Source organism: Pseudomonas sp. PS01299 (assembly GCF_029960145.1).
Taxonomy (GTDB): domain Bacteria; phylum Pseudomonadota; class Gammaproteobacteria; order Pseudomonadales; family Pseudomonadaceae; genus Aquipseudomonas; species Aquipseudomonas putida_A.
Genome location: NZ_JASCPO010000057.1, coordinates 12,122 through 31,815, shown reverse-complemented (window position 1 = coordinate 31,815; position 19,694 = coordinate 12,122). Strand labels below are relative to the sequence as shown.

Sequence of the window (19,694 nt, the reverse complement as noted above, 5' to 3'; positions counted from 1 at the left end):
GGCTTGCTCGCGAAGGGGCCAGTTCAGCCAACGCACATGTTGTCTGACACAGCGCTTTCGCGAGCAAGCCCGCTCCCACAGTTGCCGTATTACCAAGGCCAGAAGGACTTTTACCGCACCGTCCATCGAACCTGCTGAGCAACACCGGCAAACGTGATTTAATAGCCGCCTTTCACGGTTCCGGGACACGGGAGCAACGTGATCCGCGCCTTGCGCGGCACCCGCCACCCACCCCCATTACCCTTAAGTACTACTCACATAAGGCTGTCATGGATACGGGTTCTCGACTCAAACTAGTACGCGAAAGCTACAAACTCTCCCAGCGCGAGCTGGCCCGGCGTAGCGGCGTGACCAATGCCACCATCTCCCTGATCGAACAGAATCGCGTCAGTCCTTCCGTCAGCTCGCTGAAAAAGCTGCTCGAAGGCATCCCGATGTCCCTGGCCGACTTCTTCACCTTCGACCAGCCCCCGCGCGAACACCAATACGTCTTCCGCGCCAACGAACAACCCGATCTGGGCCGCCACGGCCTGCGCCTGCTGCTCATTGGCGCCTCGGTGTCGAGCCGTCAGATGCGCTTGCTGCGTGAGCAGTACGCTCCGGGCGCGAGTTCGGGGGAAGAGCCGATTGTTCACTCGGAAGGCGAGGAGTGTGGGTTGGTGACGCGTGGCACGGTGGAGTTGACCGTGGATGGGCAGGTGAGCGTGTTGAATGCCGGGGATGGGTATTATTTTCCGACGACGCTGCCGCATAAGTTCCGGAATATCGGGGCGGATGAGGCAGAGATAATTAGTGCGAATACGCCGGCGAATTTTTGAAGAAGAATATTTATTTGATTTAGGGTCAAAGAGAAAGCATGGCAAATGCGAGATCCTATAAAGAACTGTTTCACGATATAGGGCAAGTGGTGATGAAGGTAATGTTATTTTTGTCTATGGTTTTTAGACGAGATTAAGAGAGTCGGGGGGGGATTGGAAGCGATATGTAAGTTTTTCGAAAAGGTCAAAAATTGTTTCGTTTTTTTAGAGTGTAAATTGCTCGGGAGTCCGATGGGGTGGCGCTGTTAAAGTTAAATATTGAGTTTTTCTGACGTTTGATGTCGGCGGTGCATTATTTGGTCCGTGCTCAAACTATAAGTGTGTTAGGTATAGGGGGCGGAAGAAAAGTTTTTGGTTTTAGGTAGTTGGTAATCATGTAATAGCTGTCGGATGTTTTGGTTGTTTTTCAGGCTTTTAGAGTCTTCATTAGGTTGACCGATATGTTAAGCATATCGGTCATGCTACTTCTGTCAGGAATGTCGAGTTGTACTATTCGCCGATAATTCTGCATCGTGTTCGGGGATCTAGTATGTCAAGAAGATGATCATGTCCTATTTTTCCCGAAAGCCCGACTTTAAACGTGCAAGATGGTGAATAGAATATATCTATGTGGTCTAGTGGATGTGTCACTGCATCATAATTTTCTGGATCATTATCATAGCGTAGATAGCCTTCCTCCGACATCATCAACCGTTTAACGACTTTCCAGACGTCATCCGAAACGACTTGTGCACCCTCCACGTCAGATACTGTAAAGCATGAGATGACGCTATCTGCAAATGCATATATATCTTTATTCTCATCTCCCAGTCCGTCTGTTACTGCCGTACTTGCTCTGGATAGCATGTAGCTATCTATTACAATTCCACCCATGTCGAATAAGTGGGGTAGCGCGGGGTCTGCACTGCGACGAATAGAAAAAGGGAAAAGAACGGAGAATATTTTTTGCTCGGACAGGAAGAAAATTCTTTGAAATTTCCCGATAGCAATAAGGATGTCATAATCGTTGGGGCTTTCTATCGAGAAGGTAAGCTCCGCGATCGCATCGGCGATCCGAATTATCATTTCGCTTTTCGTTCGACAAGGAACAAAAATCCGATCTCTGAGGAATTTCGACATTTTATAGCGGTATAGATCCATTATCCCCGCTCCACGAACTGCCGATTAGTGAGGAGGAAGTTGCGTAAACCGATTCTAAACTCCTCAATATCTTGGATTGTGTATTGATCTTCGTATTGAAGGCTGCTCGCCATCGAAATCATCTTAGCCCTAGTGTCTTCTTGAAAAATATCCAGCTCATCAAGTACTTCAGCAAAGGTATCCATGTAGGAAAGTTTGCGCGCGTTTCTCATGATTCTTGTTCGAATGCGGTCTTTTTCTTCCGTAGTCGGCTCTTGAGCAATGATGACGTCGTGCTGTCGAATGGTTTCAATGCCTGGGCAAATTTGATCTAAGATTGTCCGGTTTCTCCCCTCGTTTACAACCAGATAACTTTTCAAAAAAGATCTGGTCAATACCATGTAAAGCGAGTTTCTCAAATTTAAGCTGGTTGTATTTATATCTGAAACGCAAATGACAAATGGAAACTCCAAACCTTTCACATGGTTTTTATTGCTTATGAATAGGGATCCCGCGACTGGAGTCTTTGTTTCATAAGCTTTGTTGAGCTGCCAACCCCAGCGAGAATATATTTCGCGCTGAAGTCTGTCTGCCAAAAGTGCTACCGTTTTTCCGTCTTTAAGAACGACTACACCTATGTCATCAGGACGCACGCTTGGGTTCTGCTCAACAATTTCGCCGAGAATCTCCATAATATTGACTAATGACCCTAGAGGTGCCTCCAGGACTATTTGCAAACTTTCGCTATTTTCAACATCTTCGAAGCGACGAAGAGGCTTTCTACTTAAGCTATAGGAGTGTATGCCTGGAGTCTGCGTTGGTTGTTTATCATAAATGTATCCGCAATCGCTCCACTCTTCGTCATCTAGCCACTGAAGCTTAGTTTTCTCAAATAGGCCCATGCCAATAGCGTGCGCGGCCATTAGAGTTCTAGGATCTGTGCGGTAGCATTTGCTAAGCAAATAATCGCTGCCTACTGCCTGAGCTCTACTTGTGTCGAAAATACTTTGAAAAATATCACCGGCGATATAAAGTTGTTTGCCCGCAGCCACCTCGCACAGTTTAAATAAGCTTTCGCCAAAATCCTGACTTTCGTCAATGAGGATATAGCTAAGGATAGGAGGGATACTTTCCTCGCTGCCGAATTTTTTTATTATATGAGCTAAAGTTCTTCTAGCTGCCTCTTCTAGGTTTGGGGCTTGTTGTAAATTGTAAAACGGAACGTCATATTTCGAACAAATGTATGCGTACATTCCAGAGTTGGCTGCACCTTCTGACCCCCATGCATGTGTGCACCATAGTCTTTTCTCCCATTCAATTTGCTCATCAACTTTCATGAAGTTAAAAAATGCAGGAATCCTAGTTCTCAAACTGCTCGCTAAAATTTTGCTATTGCAAGTAAAGAAAATAGTACCGCTCGGATCCTTTACATAGATCTCCTTCAGTTTATGAAGAAGTAACTCTGTTTTGCCCGTGCCAGATAGGCCTTGGATTCTGATTACTTTTTTATCTGGTCTGCTGTAGATGAATCTTGTTTGATCTCGATCAAACAACATGATTTTTTGCTTGACCTTGTCTAGATTGCTAACGGGGATGTCAGCTTTGACTTTTTCTATGTCGTTGATGCTGCCAGTCAACAAAGAAATTAGGAGGTCTGATTTCTTAATGTCTTGGGGGGCGGTGAGGATGTGTTGGTCAACTACATCCATCAGGAGAGTTTCGGTCAAACTGGAAGCAGGAAGTTCGATAACCTCAATCAAGTCGCGCCATGCAGAACTTCTACCCATGATCTTGTTATATTTAAATTTTTTTGTGAATGCTATCAAATCTTCTAAAAATTCTTGTTGGAGCTCTGATGCAAGTTCTGAGCTTCCGGAAAAGTCAAATATTAAAATTTTCTTTTTTGGTGATAGGTATACTAAGTAGTTTTCGTGTGCGTACTCTTCACCTTCCTCGGAAAGAGGCTTTTGTATAATGTAAGTTTGCTGTTCTCTAGCCTCAGCTACGCTACAAAATACGTCGAGAATCTGTGGGTCAATAGCTTCATTCTCGATTTTGCTGAAAAAATATGGTGATTCCATGAGTCTTAAGCTCCTGCCTATTACGTTGTCGAAATAATGCACCAATCGGGACTCAATCGCTATTCTCAGCAACTTTAATTATCAGTCCGATGTGTTAAATCCTCGGTGCTCAACGACACGAAAAACGTCACATACATCCTGGATCAGGATTCGAGCGACGGTGATGACGGTGTTTATGTCTTGTTCGGAGTGGCCAGACAGGTGGATGCAACCCACGAGGTCAAGGTACTTTAGAGTGGCGTTAAGGCGTTCACTTGCACAGGCATGAAGGTCGCGTAGTGGGGCGCCCGCGTCGATGTGCAGCACGGGGTGATCGGTGGCCGGGTGAGACATTGGCGTGTAGTTGCACGGCGTTGACTTGCTTGTCATGGGTAAATACCTAGCTCAGGAAATTTTTCCACCATTCGCTGCGAAACGAGTTGGGTGGCAGTTATGCGCGGGTTCGCAGACCGAGGAGCTAAGACCCGGCAGACCCGAAGGTCTCCCACGCACAACCGCCATGAAAATGAAGCACGGGCAAGTTGCCGGGCCGCATTGTGCCGGGTGTGGACTTAGCTTGCTAGGGCTGCGAAACCCTATCGCCAAATTCGTTCGGCGATAGACCCACTTTAGGCACTGTTACCTATTGCCGCAATCAGCCTGTAGGACGAGAAATCACCACTCGTGGCCAGAGAATTTTCTCCCGGTCGGTGGCGTAGGCGGGGTAAATCAAGGGCTGCGGAGTATCAGGAGGAAATGACTTGCCGGGTTCCGAACCACTTCGCAGCCCCGCAAGAACAAGCTCCCTCATCACACGGAGCAATTTCCTACAGCGTTTTCAGATCAAAAAATCCATCACACATACCAGCCCCGGAACTTTCCTAAAAAGCGATGTCAATTTGATGGCGTGTCGCGACGCTCATTGAGAATGGATCAAGCAGTGCCAGGCTGATTCCTGGCAACCCAGGGAAGTGTGTGATGAGACTATTACTCGCCATGTTGTTGATGTTCAGCAGCTACACGTTCGCCAGTTGCGGCAACATCGATGACCACGATCAGCGGGCCTATTGCAATGCCAGGGAGAGCGGCAGCAGTTGCGGCAATATCGACAATCACGATATGCGGGCGGCGTGTAACGCGGAGATAGGCGGCAGTTCCTGCGGCAACATTGACGACCATGACCAGCGCGCCTACTGCAACGTCAAAAGGAGCGGCAGCAGTTGCGGAAATATCGATGATCACGACTTGCGTGCGCGGTGCAACGCGGAGCAGGGCGGCAGTTCTTGCGGGAACATCGATGACCATGATCAACGAGCTTATTGCAATGCCACGACCGGCGGCGGCAGTTGCGGAAATATTGGCGACCATGACCTGCGCACCCGGTGCGAAGCCATGAAACGTTGAAGCAATAAATCGCTCAGTGATTGCATCAAGCAGAGCCAGGCTGCTTCCTGGCAACCCAGGGAAATGTGAGATGAAACTGATTTTTGCGATGTTGTTGATGTTCAGCGGTTACACGTTTGCCAGTTGTTCCAGCATCAGTGACAGCGATCAACGCAACTATTGCCAAGCCACGCAGGAAGGCAGTACCTGCTCCTCGATTCGGGATAGTGATTTGCGTGCGTCCTGTGAAGCCGAGAAGGGCAGTACCTGTTCGAGCATTCACGACAGCGACCAGCGTGCTTACTGCGAGGCGAAAAAGGGCAGCACGTGTTCGAGCATTCATGATTCGGATTTGCGCGCAATGTGTGAGGCTGAGAAAGGCAGTACCTGCTCCAGCATCCATGACAGCGATCAGCGTGCATTTTGTGAGGCGAAGAAGGGCAGCACGTGTTCGAGCATCCATGATTCCGACCTGCGCAATCAGTGTGAAGCGATGAAGCGCTGATTGATCCGCTTGCCTCCATACGCAAAAAGGGACACCCAACGGTGTCCCTTTTTTCTGGGCGGCTGAAACGCAATTCCCGGACTACCCAGTCAAACTTTCCACTTGCCACAACCCGGTTCATCGCCAAAGGTTCCCCCCATCGACACCACGTCGTAGACTGCGAAACAAGTTGTAACGCCTCACCCACGGACGGAACCGCGCATGATCGAAATCGGCAGCCGCAACAACGCCCCCACGCCGCAGCACCCCACTCAAGACATCTACATCTTCAGCATTGACTTGTCCCGACCGGCGACGCCGTTCTGTTTCGAACAATCGATTGGCGGCGGGCATGCCAATCAGGGCGGGGCGCGGTGGTTGGCGCTGGATGAGCTGGACGCGTGGCCCGGTGAGTGGCGTGAGCATCTGCAGAAAGCCGATTGTGCGTGGGTGGCGCAGGTGATCGATGCGCATCCGGGGGCGGATCAGGCGATATTGGTTTCCGTGATTCTTGAACAACTGCGAAATTGCACCTCACTTGACCACCCATTTGCATAGCTACTGACCAACCGTTTGCATAGCTACTGACCACCTGTTTGCATTCGACTTGACCAGTCATTTGCATTCGAAGTGACCATCCGGATTTGAATTGGTCTCTCGCTGTAAATGGGCTGGCTGGCGGAGGAATTCGTCTCAGCGTAATCTGGGGGAAAGGCATACCCTGGAGGTTGGCCTTCAGAACAATCATGTTGAAGTGAGGGAACATTTAGCGTGGGTATCGAGCAGACGAAAACGTTGATCAGCACCCGTAGCGAGGAAAACGCCAATCGATTACTGAGGGCTGGCTGGACACTATTGCTCGTGGCAGATCGCTGTGAGGGGGAACACCAGTGGCTGCTCTATCAACTGGCTTGGCAGCGTGAAGGCGAGCCAGTGGAAATCACGTTTACTGGTGTCGAGCCTGGTCCTGACGCGTTCTGACGGTCATCCGTCCGGCTTATTATCCTTAGCGCTCGTCCCTCCGAACACTCGTCCCCATTCACGAGTTATCAATTCGCGACATGCTGAAGGTGATCCACCAAAGCAGCGTTGCGAAACAGTCGCCATTTTTGCCTCTGTCGCATAGCGTATGGCGACTCCGTTTTCATCCAGCAATACGCCTCCGGCACCTCTCAACAGCGCATGCCCACCCACAACGTCATGCGCTGAAACAGCATAGAGAGAGACGCCGCATATTCCGTCACCTGCGGCAACCCTTGCCAGTCTGTATGCGATCGATGGCATTGCATGGAAATGCCCTGGATCACACAGTTCTCGATTGAGTTCTGGGTGACTCACCGCTGCTGCACTGACCATGATCATGCTTTCGTTCGAAAGCTGTTTATCATCGAGACACTCATCGACTGATCGACCGTTGCGAATTAAATGGGGTCTGCCCTCCGCCCAACTGATGCAATCGGGTCGCCCCTCAGAAGTGACTGGTGCGTATACAACCCCGAGCACGGGGATGGTGTTATGCAGTAGCCCAACCGATATCGCTGATCCCTTCAAGCCCTTCAAAAAATCACTTGTGCCATCGTTAGGGTCTACAACCCAACACCAGGCATGCCCTGTAAGGACATGCCCCGTCTCTTCACCCCAAAAATCGCAGCTGAGCAGGCTGAGAAGTTCAGGCCGCAAAAACTGTTCGATTTCGACATCAATAACAGCCTTGTCACCCCGACCACGAGGTCCATCCGGACGATTCCACTCTTCAGAGAGCAGAGCGCCTGCGCGTTCAACAACCTCGGTAACTTGAGCGAGTAATTTTGAAAGATCTAGGCTAGACATATTATTCCTCAAGGCTGATAAACCGCTCAAGGAAAGTCCCGAAGACAGCTTTGATGCATGGTAGGCAGCCGAACGGCCAATTCGGGCGAGGCACCATGGAGAATATAGCTATCGAACAATCAGTTGCATGGCATCTGACCAAGCGTTTGCATTCGACTTGACCAGTTGCATCCGACTTGACCACTCGCAGTGCCATTGACTTCATCGCAAATCGCCGTAACACCATATGATCCTTCAGTTGGGGGAGAGCCTCAGCGCTTCCGGCTTTTGACCCTGCGCATCGATTCTCCCTTGAGCTGAAGAACGTGAGATTTGTGTACGATGCGGTCAAGGATAGCGTCCGCAATCGTTGGGTCAGTGAACAAGTCGTACCATTTCTCCTTCGGATACTGGCTGGTAATGAGCAAAGAGCCGTTCTGAGACTGTTGATCAATGACATCCAGAAGGAAAGGGCCAAGCTGCGCATCTATTCCGCCGATGCCAAGATCATCAATGATCAAGAGCTCGGCCCGGATCAATTGGCGGCGCAGTTTTGGGAGCGTGTGATCCGCGTAAGATAGAGATATTTCTTCGAATAACTTTGTGGCGGTGCGATAAACCGTATGTGACCCAAGGCGGCAGGCCTGGTTTCCAAAGGCACAAGCCAACCAGGTTTTCCCAGTACCGGTTGCGCCAGTGATGATTATGTTTTGCCGGCGCCGCAGCCACTCGCATTCACCCAAGGTCATGACTTCGTTGCGATCAAGGCCTCGATTAGCTTTGAACTCAATGTTTTCGAGGGTCGCTTCCGACTCGCGGAGTTTGGCTGCTTTGAGTAGTCGCTCAATTTTTCTGGTCTCGCGCTGAGATGTCTCCGCCTCCATCATCAGGCCGAGTCTCGTGTCGAAAGGCTGTTTAAGCAGAGCGGGCTCTTCGAGCTGGCGCTCATACGCGATCGCCATTCCATTCAATCCAAGGTTCAGCAACCCTTGCGCGGTGTTCAATACTTGTTTCATACCGGCTCATCTCCCTGCGTGGCGTAGTACTGGGCTCCGCGAATGTTTGAATGCTCAATAGGCGGCGTGGAAATCCTCAACGCAGGTCGCAGGTCAGACCCGTTACGTAAAATTGACCGTAGCCGTTCCGAACTCAGGATGTTGAGCGAGTTGGCGTAGGCACAAGCCGACTCCAATCTAGACGATACAATCTGGCCTTTGCGCACGTCGCGTCTGAGCGCTACCACCGCTCGAAGCCCTGTGGCGAAGTCCCTTCTGTCATCGAGATTTTTTTTGACGTAATACAGGGTTTCTGGACCGATACTTTGTGCCCAAGCTAACAACATCTCCGGCTGAGAGTCCTGGAACTGCCCATGACTGGGGGACAGGTGTTCTCGTAATGTGCTGACACCCCGGCTGAGTTCCACCCGATGTGTGCTAATAATTTGCCGTTGGAAGCTGACTTCAAGCCACTCATCATTAACGCGCAGATCTACAACTTGATTGGCGAAGTGATAAGGGACTGAATAATTATGCTCGTTAAATTCAACGTGATAATCGCTCCCGACCCGAACATGGTAAATCCATTGGCTATAGTTGTAGCCCCTCTCAGGAAGTGGCTGCAAAGCTGGAGATTCAATTTCAAGGAAACGCACCATCCTGCTTTTTGGATAAGTTCGAGTAACTCTGTCGTTCAAAACGCCAGTCCAGTAAGTAATTTGCTCATTAAGTTCATCTAGTGAGAAGAATGTACGTGCTCGGAGTCTGGCAAGAATAAATCTCTGTACAATCTGAACACCAATCTCGCCCAATGATTTGTCCTTGGGCTTGCGAGGCCTCGCGGGCGTGATGGTTATTCCGTAATGCTCGGAAAGTTCGGAATATGCGCGATTCAATACAAGTTGGTCGCGCGTCGTTTTGAGCACCGCTGCTTTCAAGTTATCGGGAACCACAAACCTGGGCACCCCTTCAAAGAATTCTAATGCACGCACGTGACAACGTAACCAATCTTGAGTTGTCTGACTTGCGACTGCTGTCGCGAATATGTATCCCGAGGCTCCCAAAGTAGCAACGAAAATTTGAGCGGTGCTGACCGCTCCTGTTACTGAGTCTGTTATACGCATCGTTCGTCCGCAGAAGTCTACGAACATCTTGTCACCCGGTAGGTGTACCTGTCTCATGCTGACCTTTTGCGTATTCAGCCAACCTCGGTAGAGGCGGGTGAATTGAGCATATGAGACGCCAGAAGGCTCTTTTTCCCTAAACTCCTGCCACAGCAGTTCCAGTGTCATGTCAGGCAATCGAAGCTGGTCGTGTACTTCCAGCCACTGCGGACAAACCTTCCTGTTGATTGGTCCTCTTAGGTCGCTGCACAGCCGGGCAGTGAACGCTTTATTGTCGAGTGACCTGATACTTTCCCAGGTTTCGCCGCTTTGCTTCAACTGATCTCGGAGTGTGCGAACCGTATTGTGAGATACCTTCGCTAACCGGCCAACGGCCCGGTTGGATAGCTTGTTATCGGCCGCAAGGCGTAGCACCTCGCGTTGTCTCTCTACTGGTAGCCTCATCGTTTCTCCCTGCAACAGGCGTGTGAACGCCTCACAAATCGCGCCGTGTGAAATTTACAGATGAACGGGGTTTGGCCGGCTTGACGCCGAACGCGGGGGAACACAGAATGGCAATGTCCTGGACTCGAAACCTGACATAACCAAAAAAAGCCTGGGGCGCCAACCCCGGGCTTTTTCGTGCTCCTGAACCACCGTATAACGGTTCAGTCACCTTTCATGTCGATATCTCCTTTCTCCATAGCTGATCGTATCAATCAAGTCATTGAGCCTCTTTTTGCATCGCCCCAGCCCGATGTGGAGGTGCGGCAAAGCGCTGCTTGGCAATCCAGGTTGCAACCTCTTTCGATAAAGCAAAGGATCCGCGCCGGTTCGGCACATCGAACAAAGGCACTTCTATTCGCCCTCGTTGTTTGGCTTTACGAAACGCCTCGTGCGACGCGTAGCCCAACTCCCGCCACAACGCGGTACTTCCGAGCATGAGTCCGTAGCGGTCTACTAGGTCGTCCTCCAATTCGGAGGCAAGAATCTCTATCTCGATGTGTTCTTGCATGACGCGGCTTGTCCTGTGTAGTCACGCTTCATGTTAATTAACAGGGCTCTTGCCTTCCAGCCGTAAGACTTCTACATTTTTTACGGTACGGGATTTTTTGGAGTCGTCGTAGATGTCTGATTTTCATAGAATAGTTGAAATATTCTCGGCGTTTTCACATGAAATGCGGAACTTTTTTTGTGAAAAAAACGATTCCCGACGGTGCCCAATCGAAACGATGCGAGTTCGCTATTGGTACGAAGGCCTGAAGCAGCGCACGTCCCTGTCTTCCGCGTATGCACTGGAGCGGCATTTCGAGAAGGAATCGTTTCAACGAAATAGTAATGGGACGATTCGTCATTATCGGAGCAAATGGTCAGGATACGAGAAAGACCTAAATACCCCGAAGTCTAAAACACTTAAACGCGTTGAGCTTCTTGCTCCTGGTTCAACGCAAGAGTTAGAACATCCACTCTGGGAGATAATGCGATGCGTAGATCACAAGAATCTTGATGCGGACGCCTATATGAGAACACTGAGCGTCGACGTACAAGCTGTAATATTTTCGTCAGGATTTTCAGGATTGTCCGCGTACTCAAAGCGCGAACCCGTCACACAACGACTGCTGGATAAACTTGAAAAACGAGTCAGTCTCGACTGTGTAGCTTGTCTGATTTGCTTGGTTCTTGAGGCGACACAGCAAAAGCGCAGTGTCACCGCTGTAAAAATTGCACTTACGCTACACAATGCGCTCATAATGATTGGCGTTGAGCTCCAAGCTAGGCACATTGCACTTCCGTTCTTGGACTGGATCATTGAGCACATCTTGCCCCTAGGCACTTTACCCCACCTGAAAGTTTGGATGATCAGTAGCGACTACGTGCATGCGTCAGCGCATTTGAATGCGATGGTTTATCAGACTAAGAACACGCGAGGGAAAAGCCTGGATTGGCCCCAACGAACAAAAGTTATGCAGAGGTTGATTCACGGAAAAATGGGAATGGACGTTGAGTACGCCATGAAACCTCAGTTTGAGCTTAAGTCGGATCTGAAGGACATTCCGACAGAACTTGTCAAAGATTTCGAGCGTGCATCTGCTCTTCGAACATGGGGTTGGAGATGTATCCTTGAAGGGCGTTCAGAGCATTTCCCTCCAGTAGATCTGCTCCTGTAAAGGGGACCATATGAAAAGCTGAGTTCGTAGTCATGAATGTGCTCCGGCGTTCCCTTCTGTCCGATCACCTGCTAAACAGAAACCTGAACTTTTTAGCCGGCGTAGTAGCAGCGCGTTCCTAATGATCTTCGAACCAAGGTTCTCCATCCCAAGAAAAGAGCCCATACATGGGCCCTTAGTAATCAACCCGGTATTACTGAGTACGCCAAGACTCGACAACGTCTGCGCCAAACTCTGTTTTCCAATCTTTCAACTGACGGTGGTTGCCGCCCTTAGTTTCAATCAGCTCACCCGAATTTGGGTTTCTGTAGATCTTCACGTTGCGAGCTTTGCGGACTGTCTTCGGTGCGCGAACAACCGCGGGACGACGACCCGTCTGAGGGTCAAGTAGGTTGATGATATTTTGCAGACTGAAACCATACTCCCCCAGCAACGCCCGCAGTTTGCTCTCAAACTCCATTTCGGCCTTGAGGCCGGAATCGCTTTTCATCGACTCGAGCTCTGCGAGCTGTTCAGCCAGTTTTTGTTCAAGCATGCGAAATTCAGCCAAACGAGACATGGGTAACTTTCCTTAAGATTTACGATGGCACGGAATGCACATTCTCATGCTAAGTGATGATTTGATTTTCGTCACCCATGCCCAACACATCGTCACCAGAGCCTCCAAAGAGGCAGTGCGTATTAGGCGTTGTGAAGAATTATGGCAGCGAGTCCTCGGGTTGCTTGCAAGTCCGGAAACTGGTGTTAGAGTTTCAACAGGAGATGGCATTCTCCATTAACCGCTGACTTCTTCAGCTGATGATGCCTACCGAACTCGCGAAGGCGGGTGCGGTAGGCATTTTCATGCCTCCTCGCACCCCATTTCGTTCAAGTTACGCCCAGGCACGCATTGAAGATGCCGCTTGGCAACGTCGAGCAACGATATCTGGAGGTTGCAGTGGACATATCCCAATCCAATGATGCCGCGTGTCCTTCGTCGGTAATCAGCTTGGTTTCCGACGATATTGAAAACTTTCTCCAAGTGATCCCGGCACACCACGCTCTTTTGAAAATCAATTATCCCGATAGCGCCGCCTTGGCTCGTGAGCAAAAGGAGCATTTGGCCAATGCACTGTATGCGCAGGACCTGAAACTCTCGGCGCTGCTGATCGAAAGTGCCGCACGGTACCTGGTTTTCTCGGAACCACGAGAAGCCTGGGAAGCTTACTGCTGCCTGCGCTTCGAAACCCTTGCCAGCAATATTTGCATCTACCGTGTGGACTTCTACCGCGATTCCCTGGCTGAGCAGCGTGTGCGTCAGGCAATCGCTCGCCACTGCCATGCCGCTCCCGCCAACGGAACGGAGAGCCAAGCATGAGCGAGCTATCGAGAAACCAGTCGCTGGATTCGAACACCGGCAAGCGTGCGGAACTATGCGAACTGGCGGCGGAGCTGCTAAACAAGGCCGACATTAGGATCAACGGTCTGCGTCCTTGGGACATGCAGGTGCTCCGTCCGCAAGTCTTCGAACGTGCGCTCGCACAGGGCAGCCTCGGTTTGGGCGAAAGTTACATGGACGGCGACTGGGACGCCCGTCACCTCGATAAGTTCTTCCACCGCCTGCTCAGCGCGCATCTGGATCGCGAAGTACAACCGTTACGCCTACTCATGCATGGCGTGCGCTACCGCCTGTTGAACCTGCAGAACTCCAGGCGCGCCTGGCAGGTGGGCAGGCAGCACTACGATCTGGGCAACGATCTTTATCAGGCGATGCTCGACTCGCGCATGACCTACAGCTGCGGCTACTGGGAAAAGGCCTCCACCCTTGAACAGGCGCAGCAAGATAAGCTTGAGCTGATCTGCCGCAAGCTATGCCTCGAACCCGGCATGAGACTGCTGGACATCGGCTGTGGCTGGGGCAGCCTAATGGGTTATGCCGCGCAGCACTACGGCGTGGAGTGCGTAGGGGTGACCATTTCCCAAGAGCAGGCTAACTGGGCAAGGAACCGCTACCGTGACCTGCCCGTCGATATCCTCCTGCAGGACTATCGGAGCCTGACGGAAAAGTTTGACCGCATCGCCAGCGTCGGCATGTTCGAGCACGTCGGGCACAAGAACCATAGAGAGTTCATGCAAGTGGCCCACCGTTGCTTGGCCGATGACGGACTGTTCCTGCTGCACAACATTGGCAAGAACAGTCGCCACGGCCATCCTGATCCCTGGATCGACAGATACATCTTCGCCAATGGCGACCTGCCTTCCATAGGTCAAATCGGCGACGCTGCGGACGGCCTTTTCGTGGTCGAGGACCTGCACAACTTCGGCGCCGATTACGACCGCACACTGATGGCCTGGCACGCCAAATTCGAAGCCGCCTGGCCACATTTCTCGCACCTGGGCGAACGCTTCAGGCGCATGTGGCGCTACTACCTGCTGTCCTGCGCCGGGGCCTTCCGCGCACGCGACATCCAGCTCTGGCAGTGGGTGTTGTCGAAGCACGGCGTGACCGGCGGCTATCTGCGCCCTCAGTTGTAAGCGCAACCTAGTGCACCTGCCACGGACGCATTCGAACGAATGAAGGAGAGCGATATCACGACATTCATCCAACAGATAGACGCCCGGCGCCTGCTTTTGGACGTAGTCGCTAACGACACAGCGCGACTGCGGGCTGGTGGAAATGGCCTCTGCCTGCCTGCTCTCTCCGCGATACATAGCGTAGCCGTCTCGGCCTGACGCTGCCCAGTTCGGGCAGGGTCAATTCTGTGCGCCCGCCGAAGCGGGCAGGATGATTCGTGTCAATTATTCCTTCCGCTCGAAGGTCAGCAACGTAGGCTAGCGATGATACGCTGCGGATGGGTCAGCATATCCAGAGCGGACAGTATGTCCAAGGCGACCAAGTCCGCCGCGACCATGGCGACAGAGGCCGCGCCTTCCGAACCGATCACCGCGATGCCCAGCGCCGACTGCTGCAGCATGTGGCGATCATTGCTACCGTTGCCGATTGCCACCACCCCGCGCACACCCAAGGTACGCAGGTAATCCTCCTTGCATATCGCGTGGTCCGTGTCGGAGAGCACTAGCAAGTTGACATCTAGCGCCGCCAACTCGGCCTCGGCGCTGCCGAAGGTATCCCCGGTGACCACGTGCAGCGAGAGCTGCCGGCCTATCACTTCGAAGCGTTCAGTTACCCCCTCAATCAGCCGGCCATCCACCGCTAGGGTGCCGTTGTAGTCGCATATCAGGTGCTTGAGCTGCAGCGGTCCCACCCCGGGAATATCGATTTGCAGCATGGCTTCCCTCCACCGCGTAAACCGCTGATTACCGTCACCGCACAGGCCGCGTGGTCGATCTCTTGGCACGCCGTTGGGCCGAGTAGCCAGCGTTCGAAACTTAAATGACCGAAATGGCCGGTGAAGATGTGGTCGATCGTGTGCTCTTCAGCATAGCGCACGATCTGTTCGTACCGGGCATTGCCGCTTTGTTTCCCGGGCCTCAACTTTCTCCGTGTGGAGTCACGTTTGCCGGCCAGCGGGACAGGAAGAGCGCATTGGCGATAGGGTCGGAACCACTGCGCTGCCGATTTGGGCCAGCATCTGCGCCGAGCACGCGGGACGGGGCAAACAGCATCGAGATGGTGCCAAGTTGTGCCCTGCGAAAATCAGCAGGGTGGTGTACATGCTCTCGCGGCACGCCGGTCTATTTCATGCGGCGCGCAAGCAACAAGTTGTGATCCATTAAACCCACATCACATTTATCGAGGACCGTAACTGTATTTCATGGGCTCGCTCACTGGTCATATTCCTTTTTGTCTACAAAAACGGCTAGTGATCAATCCGACCACCTGCATGCAAGAAAGGAATGCAGTGCTAGAGTTATGGCAGGAGATGGCATTCCTCCTTAAACCGCCCTCCGGCTAATGATGCCTACGCATATATCCCTTGTGGACGCGTAGGCTCTGTCTGTCTATCTGTCCATGACTATGATCAGGGGCAGATGCTATGAACCGTCCTCACCTTCGTCAGCACGACCGCAATCTGAATGGTATTCGATTGCCGTGTTTGCTCCTGGCCTATTTCTATCCACTCATCTTTGGTTGCCCAGCTCAGCCAACCGACAAAGCGATCTACCCCTATTCAATGGTCAGGGTGCCGTCACGCGTTCGCACCTCGGATAGAGGTGATCGTCATGACTGAGATATGGGCGCAGGCGGCTTTATGGCTGGGGTTGGCGCTAGCCGCCACCTTAATGTCGATCTTTTTGAAGATCGCAACCGCACTGTCCGAGATAGTGGTCGGGACCATCGCCCAGCTGGTCATCGGTGCAATGCTCGGTGTTGCAATCCTTCAGGGAGACGCTAGCTGGATAAAGTTTCTCTCTGGTGCTGGGGCAATACTGCTGACATTTCTTGCCGGTGCAGAACTTGATCCAGTGGTCTTTCGCAAGCAGTGGAAACAAGCCTTAGCGATTGGGTTGGTCAGCTTCATCGTGCCCTTTTTGGGATGTGCTGCACTCGCATTCTGGGGGCTTGGCTGGAGCATACAGGCGAGTTGGCTTGCTGGGATTGCGATGTCTACCACCTCGGTAGCCGTTGTGTATGCAGTGATGCTGGAACTCGGCATCAACACCAGCGACTACGGCAAAACCGTACTTGCTGCGTGCTTCGTAACAGACTTGGCCACCGTGATCGCCCTTGGGCTGATCTTTGCCCCATTCACGATAAGAACACTCGTATTTATTGCCGCATTGGTTGCTGCCGCCTTCTTGCTGCCGTGGCTGACGCCAAGATTTTTCCGGCGCTTTGGTGGCCGCCCCTCTGAGCTGGAAGCAAAGTTTCTGATCTTGTGCCTGTTTTCCCTGGGCGCGTTAGCAACCTGGGCTGACAGCGAAGCAGTGTTACCCGCGTATCTGATTGGCATGGTCCTGGCCGGCACGGTAGGTAAAAACCATGCATTGATCCGTCGCTTGCGAACGATGACTTTCGGGTTGCTGACGCCTTTCTATTTCATTCGCGCAGGTTCCCTCGTTTCGCTCCCTGCATTGATTGCGACTCCTGCCGCCTTTCTCTTGCTATTGCTGGTCAAGATGGCGACCAAAATGATCGGTGTTTATCCACTCAGCCAAGCTTACGGCTCTCCTCGCCGGGAGGGCATGTACACAACACTGCTCATGTCCACCGGACTGACATTCGGCACCATCTCGGCATTGTTCGGCTTGTCGCATGATTTGATCGATAAGGGGCAGTACTCAGCACTGGTTGCCGCCGTTATCGGCAGTGCCGTTTTACCAACCTTGATTGCCAATGCTTTTTTCCTCCCGCGACATCTATTACCGGCCACACCCAAGGCTGAGGAGAAAGACGACAGTGCCGATGTTCAAGAGCCTTGAACGCTGGTGGCTCAACATCTACGAGTAAGCACCTGCATTCGAGTACCAATCGCAAATCCGTAATGTCCGCCCGCGTCAGGTGGAAGGAGAACATCATGATCCAGCAGGTTCTCATTGCCTATGATGGTTCGGAGGCTGCCAAAAAGGCATTGAATTTTGCCAACGAACTAACCAGCCGTTTCAATGCACGTTTGCACATTGTTGCCGTTTGTCAGCCACCAGAATTCGGAGATGAGGTTGAAACGGAAGCGGTCGTTGAGCAGTCAAGAGCGCATCACAGCCATATGCTGAAAAGCCTCAAGCACCACCAACATGCCAGCGAGCATCCTCCAATAATAAAAGTGGTCATCGGTCACCCAGCCGAACAAATAGTGCGCTATGCCGAAGCGAATGCCATTGATCACATTGTGGTTGGGCACCGTGGACACTCTATTTTCGAACGCTGGCTACTGGGCTCGGTGGCAAGGCAGGTCATTGACCACGCGCCTTGTGCGGTCACCGTTATCCGGGGTTGATTTCAGAGTCTTAACCGTTTTGACGGAGGAAAATATGTTATCGATTGATATCCCAGGCCGAGGCAAGCTGGAACTCAAACACTTGGTGTGCGATTACAACGGCACGCTGGCTTTCGATGGGACTCTGCTTGAGGGCGTGCAGGAGAAGCTTCAGGCGCTGTCTTCAAAGGTTTCCATCCATGTGCTGACAGGTGACACATTCGGCACCGCACAAGAACAACTCAGCCCTTTGGATATCAATCTGATGATTCTTCCCGTCAAGGACCAGGGCATCGCCAAGGAAGACTATTTACGCACCCTGGGTGCAGCCGGAGTCGTCGCCATTGGTAACGGCAGCAATGATCGTCACATGTTAGCTAGAGCTGCGCTGGGGATCGCGGTCATGGGAGGAGAAGGTGTCGCAATGAATACCCTGACAAGGGCTGATTTGGTCGTGCAAAGCGTCCAACTGGCTCTCGACTTGTTACTGGAACCGCGTCGCCTTATCGCGAGCCTCAGGACATGAGGCCGATACAAGACGGCGCGGTCTGAGCGTACTAGCGAATGAAGGCTTGATGACCGGCGTAGATCGCCGAGTCTCCTAGTGCCTCTTCAATCCTCAACAGTTGATTGTATTTTTCTACTCGTTCTCCACGGCAGGGGGCGCCTGTTTTGAGATGCCCAGTGCCCAGGGCGACGGTCAAATCGGCGATGAAACTGTCAACCGTTTCCCCGCTCCGGTGCGAAACCATCGCCCCCCAGTTGGCTTTATAGGCTAGCTCGACGGCAGCTCTCGTTTCAGTAAGACTGCCGATCTGATTGGGCTTGATCAGCACAGCGTTCGCGACCTTCTCGTTGATGCCGCGCTGTATACGCTCCACGTTCGTGACAAACAGGTCATCACCTACTAGTTCTATTCGCTCGCCCAGGGCAGTGTTCAAAAGTTTCCAGCCAGCCCAATCATCTTCGGCCAGACCATCTTCAAGTACTGCAATCGGGTACCTGTCGACCCAATCTGAATACAAGGCAACGAGTTCTTCGGCACCGACTTTTCGTCCCTCGGAATGCAGGTGGTAAAGGCCATCTTCATAGAAGCCGCTTGAGGCCGGATCAATGGCTATTTCGAACTGATCACCTGGCACATACCCGGCACCCTCGATGGCCCTGAGGATCAACTCCACCGCGTCTACGTTTCGCTTTAGCGCCGGAGCAAAACCGCCCTCATCACCCACCAGCGTGGAATAACCTTCCTCCTTCAAGACCATCTTCAACTGGTGATAAACCTCAGCTCCCCAACGCAAGGCTTCAGCAAAGCTACTAGCACCGGTCGGGGCGATCATGAACTCCTGGAAGTCAGGCCCTTGCCAATTGGCATGCACACCGCCATTGAGAATGTTGAACATCGGAACGGGCATGCGCTTGGCATCAGCACCGCCCAGGTAGCGAAACAAATGCTGCTCAGAGGCGACTGCCGCTGCCCGCGCAACGGCCAAGCTGACCCCAAGAATGGCATTGCCGCCAAGCCGGGATTTATTCGAAGTCCCATCCAGCTCAATCATCAATCGATCTATCGCGGTCTGATCCAGAGCGTCTTTGCCTCGCAAGGCATTCGCCATCTCGGTATTCACAGAATGGACTGTGTTTCTTACACCCTTGCCTTGATATCGTTTTCGGTCTTGATCACGTAGCTCCATTGCCTCGTGAACCCCCGTGGACGCACCCGACGGTACAGAGGCGCGTCCTTGCGCCCCACCCGCAAGCAGGACATCGACCTCAATCGTTGGATTACCGCGTGAGTCCAGGATTTCTCTAGCGTGAATGGTTTGAATGGCAGTCTTCATACTCATCTCCAGCTTGCGATCAGGGTTAGCTTGCTTGTCGTGGTGGGAACCGGGTC

22 protein-coding genes and 2 riboswitches are annotated in these 19,694 nt (G+C 52.0%); of the genes, 11 read left to right on the top strand and 11 right to left on the bottom strand.

Features of this window, described 5'->3' with window-relative positions; all coding sequences use genetic code 11:
- Positions 1-269 precede the first annotated feature (269 nt).
- The gene (locus tag QMX91_RS12895; RefSeq protein WP_282412812.1) at positions 270-818 is read left to right on the top strand and encodes a cupin domain-containing protein; all 549 of its coding nucleotides are present in this window, start codon (positions 270-272) and stop codon (positions 816-818) included.
- 489 nt (positions 819-1,307) lie between these two features.
- Here the strand turns inward: QMX91_RS12895 and QMX91_RS12890 are convergent, their stop codons facing one another.
- The 3 genes from QMX91_RS12890 to QMX91_RS12880 form a co-directional block, all read right to left on the bottom strand.
- Positions 1,308-1,958, bottom strand: coding sequence for a hypothetical protein (locus QMX91_RS12890; protein WP_282412811.1), 651 nt, complete (start codon positions 1,956-1,958; stop codon positions 1,308-1,310).
- Positions 1,958-4,018, bottom strand: coding sequence for an ATP-binding domain-containing protein (locus QMX91_RS12885; protein ID WP_282412810.1), 2,061 nt, complete (start codon positions 4,016-4,018; stop codon positions 1,958-1,960). The genes QMX91_RS12890 and QMX91_RS12885 overlap by 1 nt, the downstream gene beginning before the upstream one ends.
- Positions 4,019-4,099: 81 nt before the next feature.
- Positions 4,100-4,387, bottom strand: a complete 288-nt coding sequence (locus QMX91_RS12880; protein WP_282412809.1) for a fructose-bisphosphate aldolase — start codon at positions 4,385-4,387, stop codon at positions 4,100-4,102.
- Between the two features lie 588 nt (positions 4,388-4,975).
- Here QMX91_RS12880 and QMX91_RS12875 point away from each other — a divergent pair.
- The 4 genes from QMX91_RS12875 (at position 4,976) to QMX91_RS12860 (ending at position 6,845) form a co-directional block, all read left to right on the top strand.
- On the top strand, positions 4,976-5,401 hold the full coding sequence (locus QMX91_RS12875; RefSeq protein ID WP_282412808.1) for a hypothetical protein: 426 nt from the start codon (positions 4,976-4,978) through the stop codon (positions 5,399-5,401).
- Between the two features lie 70 nt (positions 5,402-5,471).
- Complete coding sequence (locus QMX91_RS12870; RefSeq protein ID WP_064588035.1) at positions 5,472-5,885, top strand: hypothetical protein; 414 nt, start codon at positions 5,472-5,474, stop codon at positions 5,883-5,885.
- Between the two features lie 201 nt (positions 5,886-6,086).
- A complete protein-coding gene (locus QMX91_RS12865) occupies positions 6,087-6,422 on the top strand; it encodes a hypothetical protein (protein WP_282412807.1) in 336 nt (111 codons plus the stop codon).
- 213 nt (positions 6,423-6,635) lie between these two features.
- Entirely contained in the window at positions 6,636-6,845 is a 210-nt protein-coding gene (locus tag QMX91_RS12860) for a hypothetical protein (protein ID WP_222017719.1), read from the top strand.
- Positions 6,846-6,848: 3 nt separating this feature from the next.
- Here QMX91_RS12860 and QMX91_RS12855 read toward each other — a convergent pair whose 3' ends face one another.
- From QMX91_RS12855 to QMX91_RS12840, 4 genes are all read right to left on the bottom strand, one after another.
- On the bottom strand, positions 6,849-7,694 hold the full coding sequence (locus QMX91_RS12855) for an inositol monophosphatase family protein (protein ID WP_222017718.1): 846 nt from the start codon (positions 7,692-7,694) through the stop codon (positions 6,849-6,851).
- Between the two features lie 251 nt (positions 7,695-7,945).
- Positions 7,946-8,689: an IS21-like element helper ATPase IstB gene (istB, locus tag QMX91_RS12850; protein WP_222017716.1), complete on the bottom strand. Its 744-nt coding sequence runs from the start codon at positions 8,687-8,689 to the stop codon at positions 7,946-7,948.
- Positions 8,686-10,236, bottom strand: a complete 1,551-nt coding sequence (gene istA, locus QMX91_RS12845) for an IS21 family transposase (RefSeq protein ID WP_222017714.1) — start codon at positions 10,234-10,236, stop codon at positions 8,686-8,688. The genes istB and istA overlap by 4 nt, the downstream gene beginning before the upstream one ends.
- Positions 10,237-10,495: 259 nt before the next feature.
- Entirely contained in the window at positions 10,496-10,786 is a 291-nt protein-coding gene (locus QMX91_RS12840; RefSeq protein ID WP_222017712.1) for a hypothetical protein, read from the bottom strand.
- 112 nt (positions 10,787-10,898) lie between these two features.
- Here QMX91_RS12840 and QMX91_RS12835 point away from each other — a divergent pair, with 112 nt between their 5' ends.
- The gene (locus QMX91_RS12835; RefSeq protein ID WP_222017711.1) at positions 10,899-11,939 is read left to right on the top strand and encodes a hypothetical protein; all 1,041 of its coding nucleotides are present in this window, start codon (positions 10,899-10,901) and stop codon (positions 11,937-11,939) included.
- Positions 11,940-12,132: 193 nt separating this feature from the next.
- Here the strand turns inward: QMX91_RS12835 and QMX91_RS12830 are convergent, their stop codons facing one another.
- Positions 12,133-12,498: a histone-like nucleoid-structuring protein, MvaT/MvaU family gene (locus tag QMX91_RS12830; RefSeq protein WP_222017708.1), complete on the bottom strand. Its 366-nt coding sequence runs from the start codon at positions 12,496-12,498 to the stop codon at positions 12,133-12,135.
- Between the two features lie 190 nt (positions 12,499-12,688).
- Positions 12,689-12,754, top strand: a riboswitch (Fluoride riboswitch).
- A gap of 80 nt (positions 12,755-12,834) precedes the next feature.
- On the opposite strand from QMX91_RS12830, the gene QMX91_RS12825 reads away from it, so the two are divergent.
- On the top strand, positions 12,835-13,296 hold the full coding sequence (locus tag QMX91_RS12825) for a hypothetical protein (RefSeq protein WP_222017706.1): 462 nt from the start codon (positions 12,835-12,837) through the stop codon (positions 13,294-13,296).
- Positions 13,293-14,453, top strand: coding sequence for a cyclopropane fatty acyl phospholipid synthase (gene cfa, locus QMX91_RS12820; protein WP_222017704.1), 1,161 nt, complete (start codon positions 13,293-13,295; stop codon positions 14,451-14,453). The genes QMX91_RS12825 and cfa overlap by 4 nt, the downstream gene beginning before the upstream one ends.
- Positions 14,454-14,737: 284 nt before the next feature.
- On the opposite strand, the gene QMX91_RS12815 is transcribed toward cfa, so the two are convergent.
- Together QMX91_RS12815 and QMX91_RS12810 are read right to left on the bottom strand one after the other, a co-directional pair.
- Entirely contained in the window at positions 14,738-15,208 is a 471-nt protein-coding gene (locus tag QMX91_RS12815; protein WP_282412806.1) for an ATPase P, read from the bottom strand.
- Positions 15,157-15,369 (bottom strand): universal stress protein, encoded by a 213-nt coding sequence (locus tag QMX91_RS12810; protein WP_282412805.1) that lies wholly within the window; start codon positions 15,367-15,369, stop codon positions 15,157-15,159. The genes QMX91_RS12815 and QMX91_RS12810 overlap by 52 nt, the downstream gene beginning before the upstream one ends.
- A 420-nt stretch (positions 15,370-15,789) precedes the next feature.
- Positions 15,790-15,851, top strand: a riboswitch (Fluoride riboswitch).
- 252 nt (positions 15,852-16,103) lie between these two features.
- Here QMX91_RS12810 and QMX91_RS12805 point away from each other — a divergent pair.
- The 3 genes from QMX91_RS12805 (at position 16,104) to QMX91_RS12795 (ending at position 18,323) form a co-directional block, all read left to right on the top strand.
- A complete protein-coding gene (locus QMX91_RS12805) occupies positions 16,104-17,303 on the top strand; it encodes a cation:proton antiporter (protein WP_222017700.1) in 1,200 nt (399 codons plus the stop codon).
- A gap of 95 nt (positions 17,304-17,398) precedes the next feature.
- Entirely contained in the window at positions 17,399-17,818 is a 420-nt protein-coding gene (locus QMX91_RS12800) for a universal stress protein (protein WP_222017699.1), read from the top strand.
- Between the two features lie 34 nt (positions 17,819-17,852).
- Positions 17,853-18,323, top strand: coding sequence for an ATPase P (locus tag QMX91_RS12795; protein WP_222017697.1), 471 nt, complete (start codon positions 17,853-17,855; stop codon positions 18,321-18,323).
- Positions 18,324-18,354: 31 nt separating this feature from the next.
- On the opposite strand, the gene eno is transcribed toward QMX91_RS12795, so the two are convergent.
- Positions 18,355-19,638, bottom strand: coding sequence for a phosphopyruvate hydratase (gene eno, locus QMX91_RS12790; RefSeq protein WP_222017695.1), 1,284 nt, complete (start codon positions 19,636-19,638; stop codon positions 18,355-18,357).
- Positions 19,639-19,694 lie beyond the last annotated feature (56 nt).

What these genes read in the sequence shown, in the direction of transcription:
- QMX91_RS12895 (WP_282412812.1), top strand. Translation starts at nt 270, where the DNA reads ATGGATACGGGTTCTCGACTCAAACTAGTACGCGAAAGCTACAAACTC.
- QMX91_RS12890 (WP_282412811.1), bottom strand. Translation starts at nt 1,958, where the DNA reads ATGGATCTATACCGCTATAAAATGTCGAAATTCCTCAGAGATCGGATT.
- QMX91_RS12885 (WP_282412810.1), bottom strand. Translation starts at nt 4,018, where the DNA reads ATGGAATCACCATATTTTTTCAGCAAAATCGAGAATGAAGCTATTGAC.
- QMX91_RS12880 (WP_282412809.1), bottom strand. Translation starts at nt 4,387, where the DNA reads ATGACAAGCAAGTCAACGCCGTGCAACTACACGCCAATGTCTCACCCG.
- QMX91_RS12875 (WP_282412808.1), top strand. Translation starts at nt 4,976, where the DNA reads ATGAGACTATTACTCGCCATGTTGTTGATGTTCAGCAGCTACACGTTC.
- QMX91_RS12870 (WP_064588035.1), top strand. Translation starts at nt 5,472, where the DNA reads ATGAAACTGATTTTTGCGATGTTGTTGATGTTCAGCGGTTACACGTTT.
- QMX91_RS12865 (WP_282412807.1), top strand. Translation starts at nt 6,087, where the DNA reads ATGATCGAAATCGGCAGCCGCAACAACGCCCCCACGCCGCAGCACCCC.
- QMX91_RS12855 (WP_222017718.1), bottom strand. Translation starts at nt 7,694, where the DNA reads ATGTCTAGCCTAGATCTTTCAAAATTACTCGCTCAAGTTACCGAGGTT.
- istB (WP_222017716.1), bottom strand. Translation starts at nt 8,689, where the DNA reads ATGAAACAAGTATTGAACACCGCGCAAGGGTTGCTGAACCTTGGATTG.
- istA (WP_222017714.1), bottom strand. Translation starts at nt 10,236, where the DNA reads ATGAGGCTACCAGTAGAGAGACAACGCGAGGTGCTACGCCTTGCGGCC.
- QMX91_RS12840 (WP_222017712.1), bottom strand. Translation starts at nt 10,786, where the DNA reads ATGCAAGAACACATCGAGATAGAGATTCTTGCCTCCGAATTGGAGGAC.
- QMX91_RS12835 (WP_222017711.1), top strand. Translation starts at nt 10,899, where the DNA reads ATGTCTGATTTTCATAGAATAGTTGAAATATTCTCGGCGTTTTCACAT.
- QMX91_RS12830 (WP_222017708.1), bottom strand. Translation starts at nt 12,498, where the DNA reads ATGTCTCGTTTGGCTGAATTTCGCATGCTTGAACAAAAACTGGCTGAA.
- QMX91_RS12825 (WP_222017706.1), top strand. Translation starts at nt 12,835, where the DNA reads ATGCCGCTTGGCAACGTCGAGCAACGATATCTGGAGGTTGCAGTGGAC.
- cfa (WP_222017704.1), top strand. Translation starts at nt 13,293, where the DNA reads ATGAGCGAGCTATCGAGAAACCAGTCGCTGGATTCGAACACCGGCAAG.
- QMX91_RS12815 (WP_282412806.1), bottom strand. Translation starts at nt 15,208, where the DNA reads ATGCTGCAAATCGATATTCCCGGGGTGGGACCGCTGCAGCTCAAGCAC.
- QMX91_RS12805 (WP_222017700.1), top strand. Translation starts at nt 16,104, where the DNA reads ATGACTGAGATATGGGCGCAGGCGGCTTTATGGCTGGGGTTGGCGCTA.
- QMX91_RS12800 (WP_222017699.1), top strand. Translation starts at nt 17,399, where the DNA reads ATGATCCAGCAGGTTCTCATTGCCTATGATGGTTCGGAGGCTGCCAAA.
- QMX91_RS12795 (WP_222017697.1), top strand. Translation starts at nt 17,853, where the DNA reads ATGTTATCGATTGATATCCCAGGCCGAGGCAAGCTGGAACTCAAACAC.
- eno (WP_222017695.1), bottom strand. Translation starts at nt 19,638, where the DNA reads ATGAAGACTGCCATTCAAACCATTCACGCTAGAGAAATCCTGGACTCA.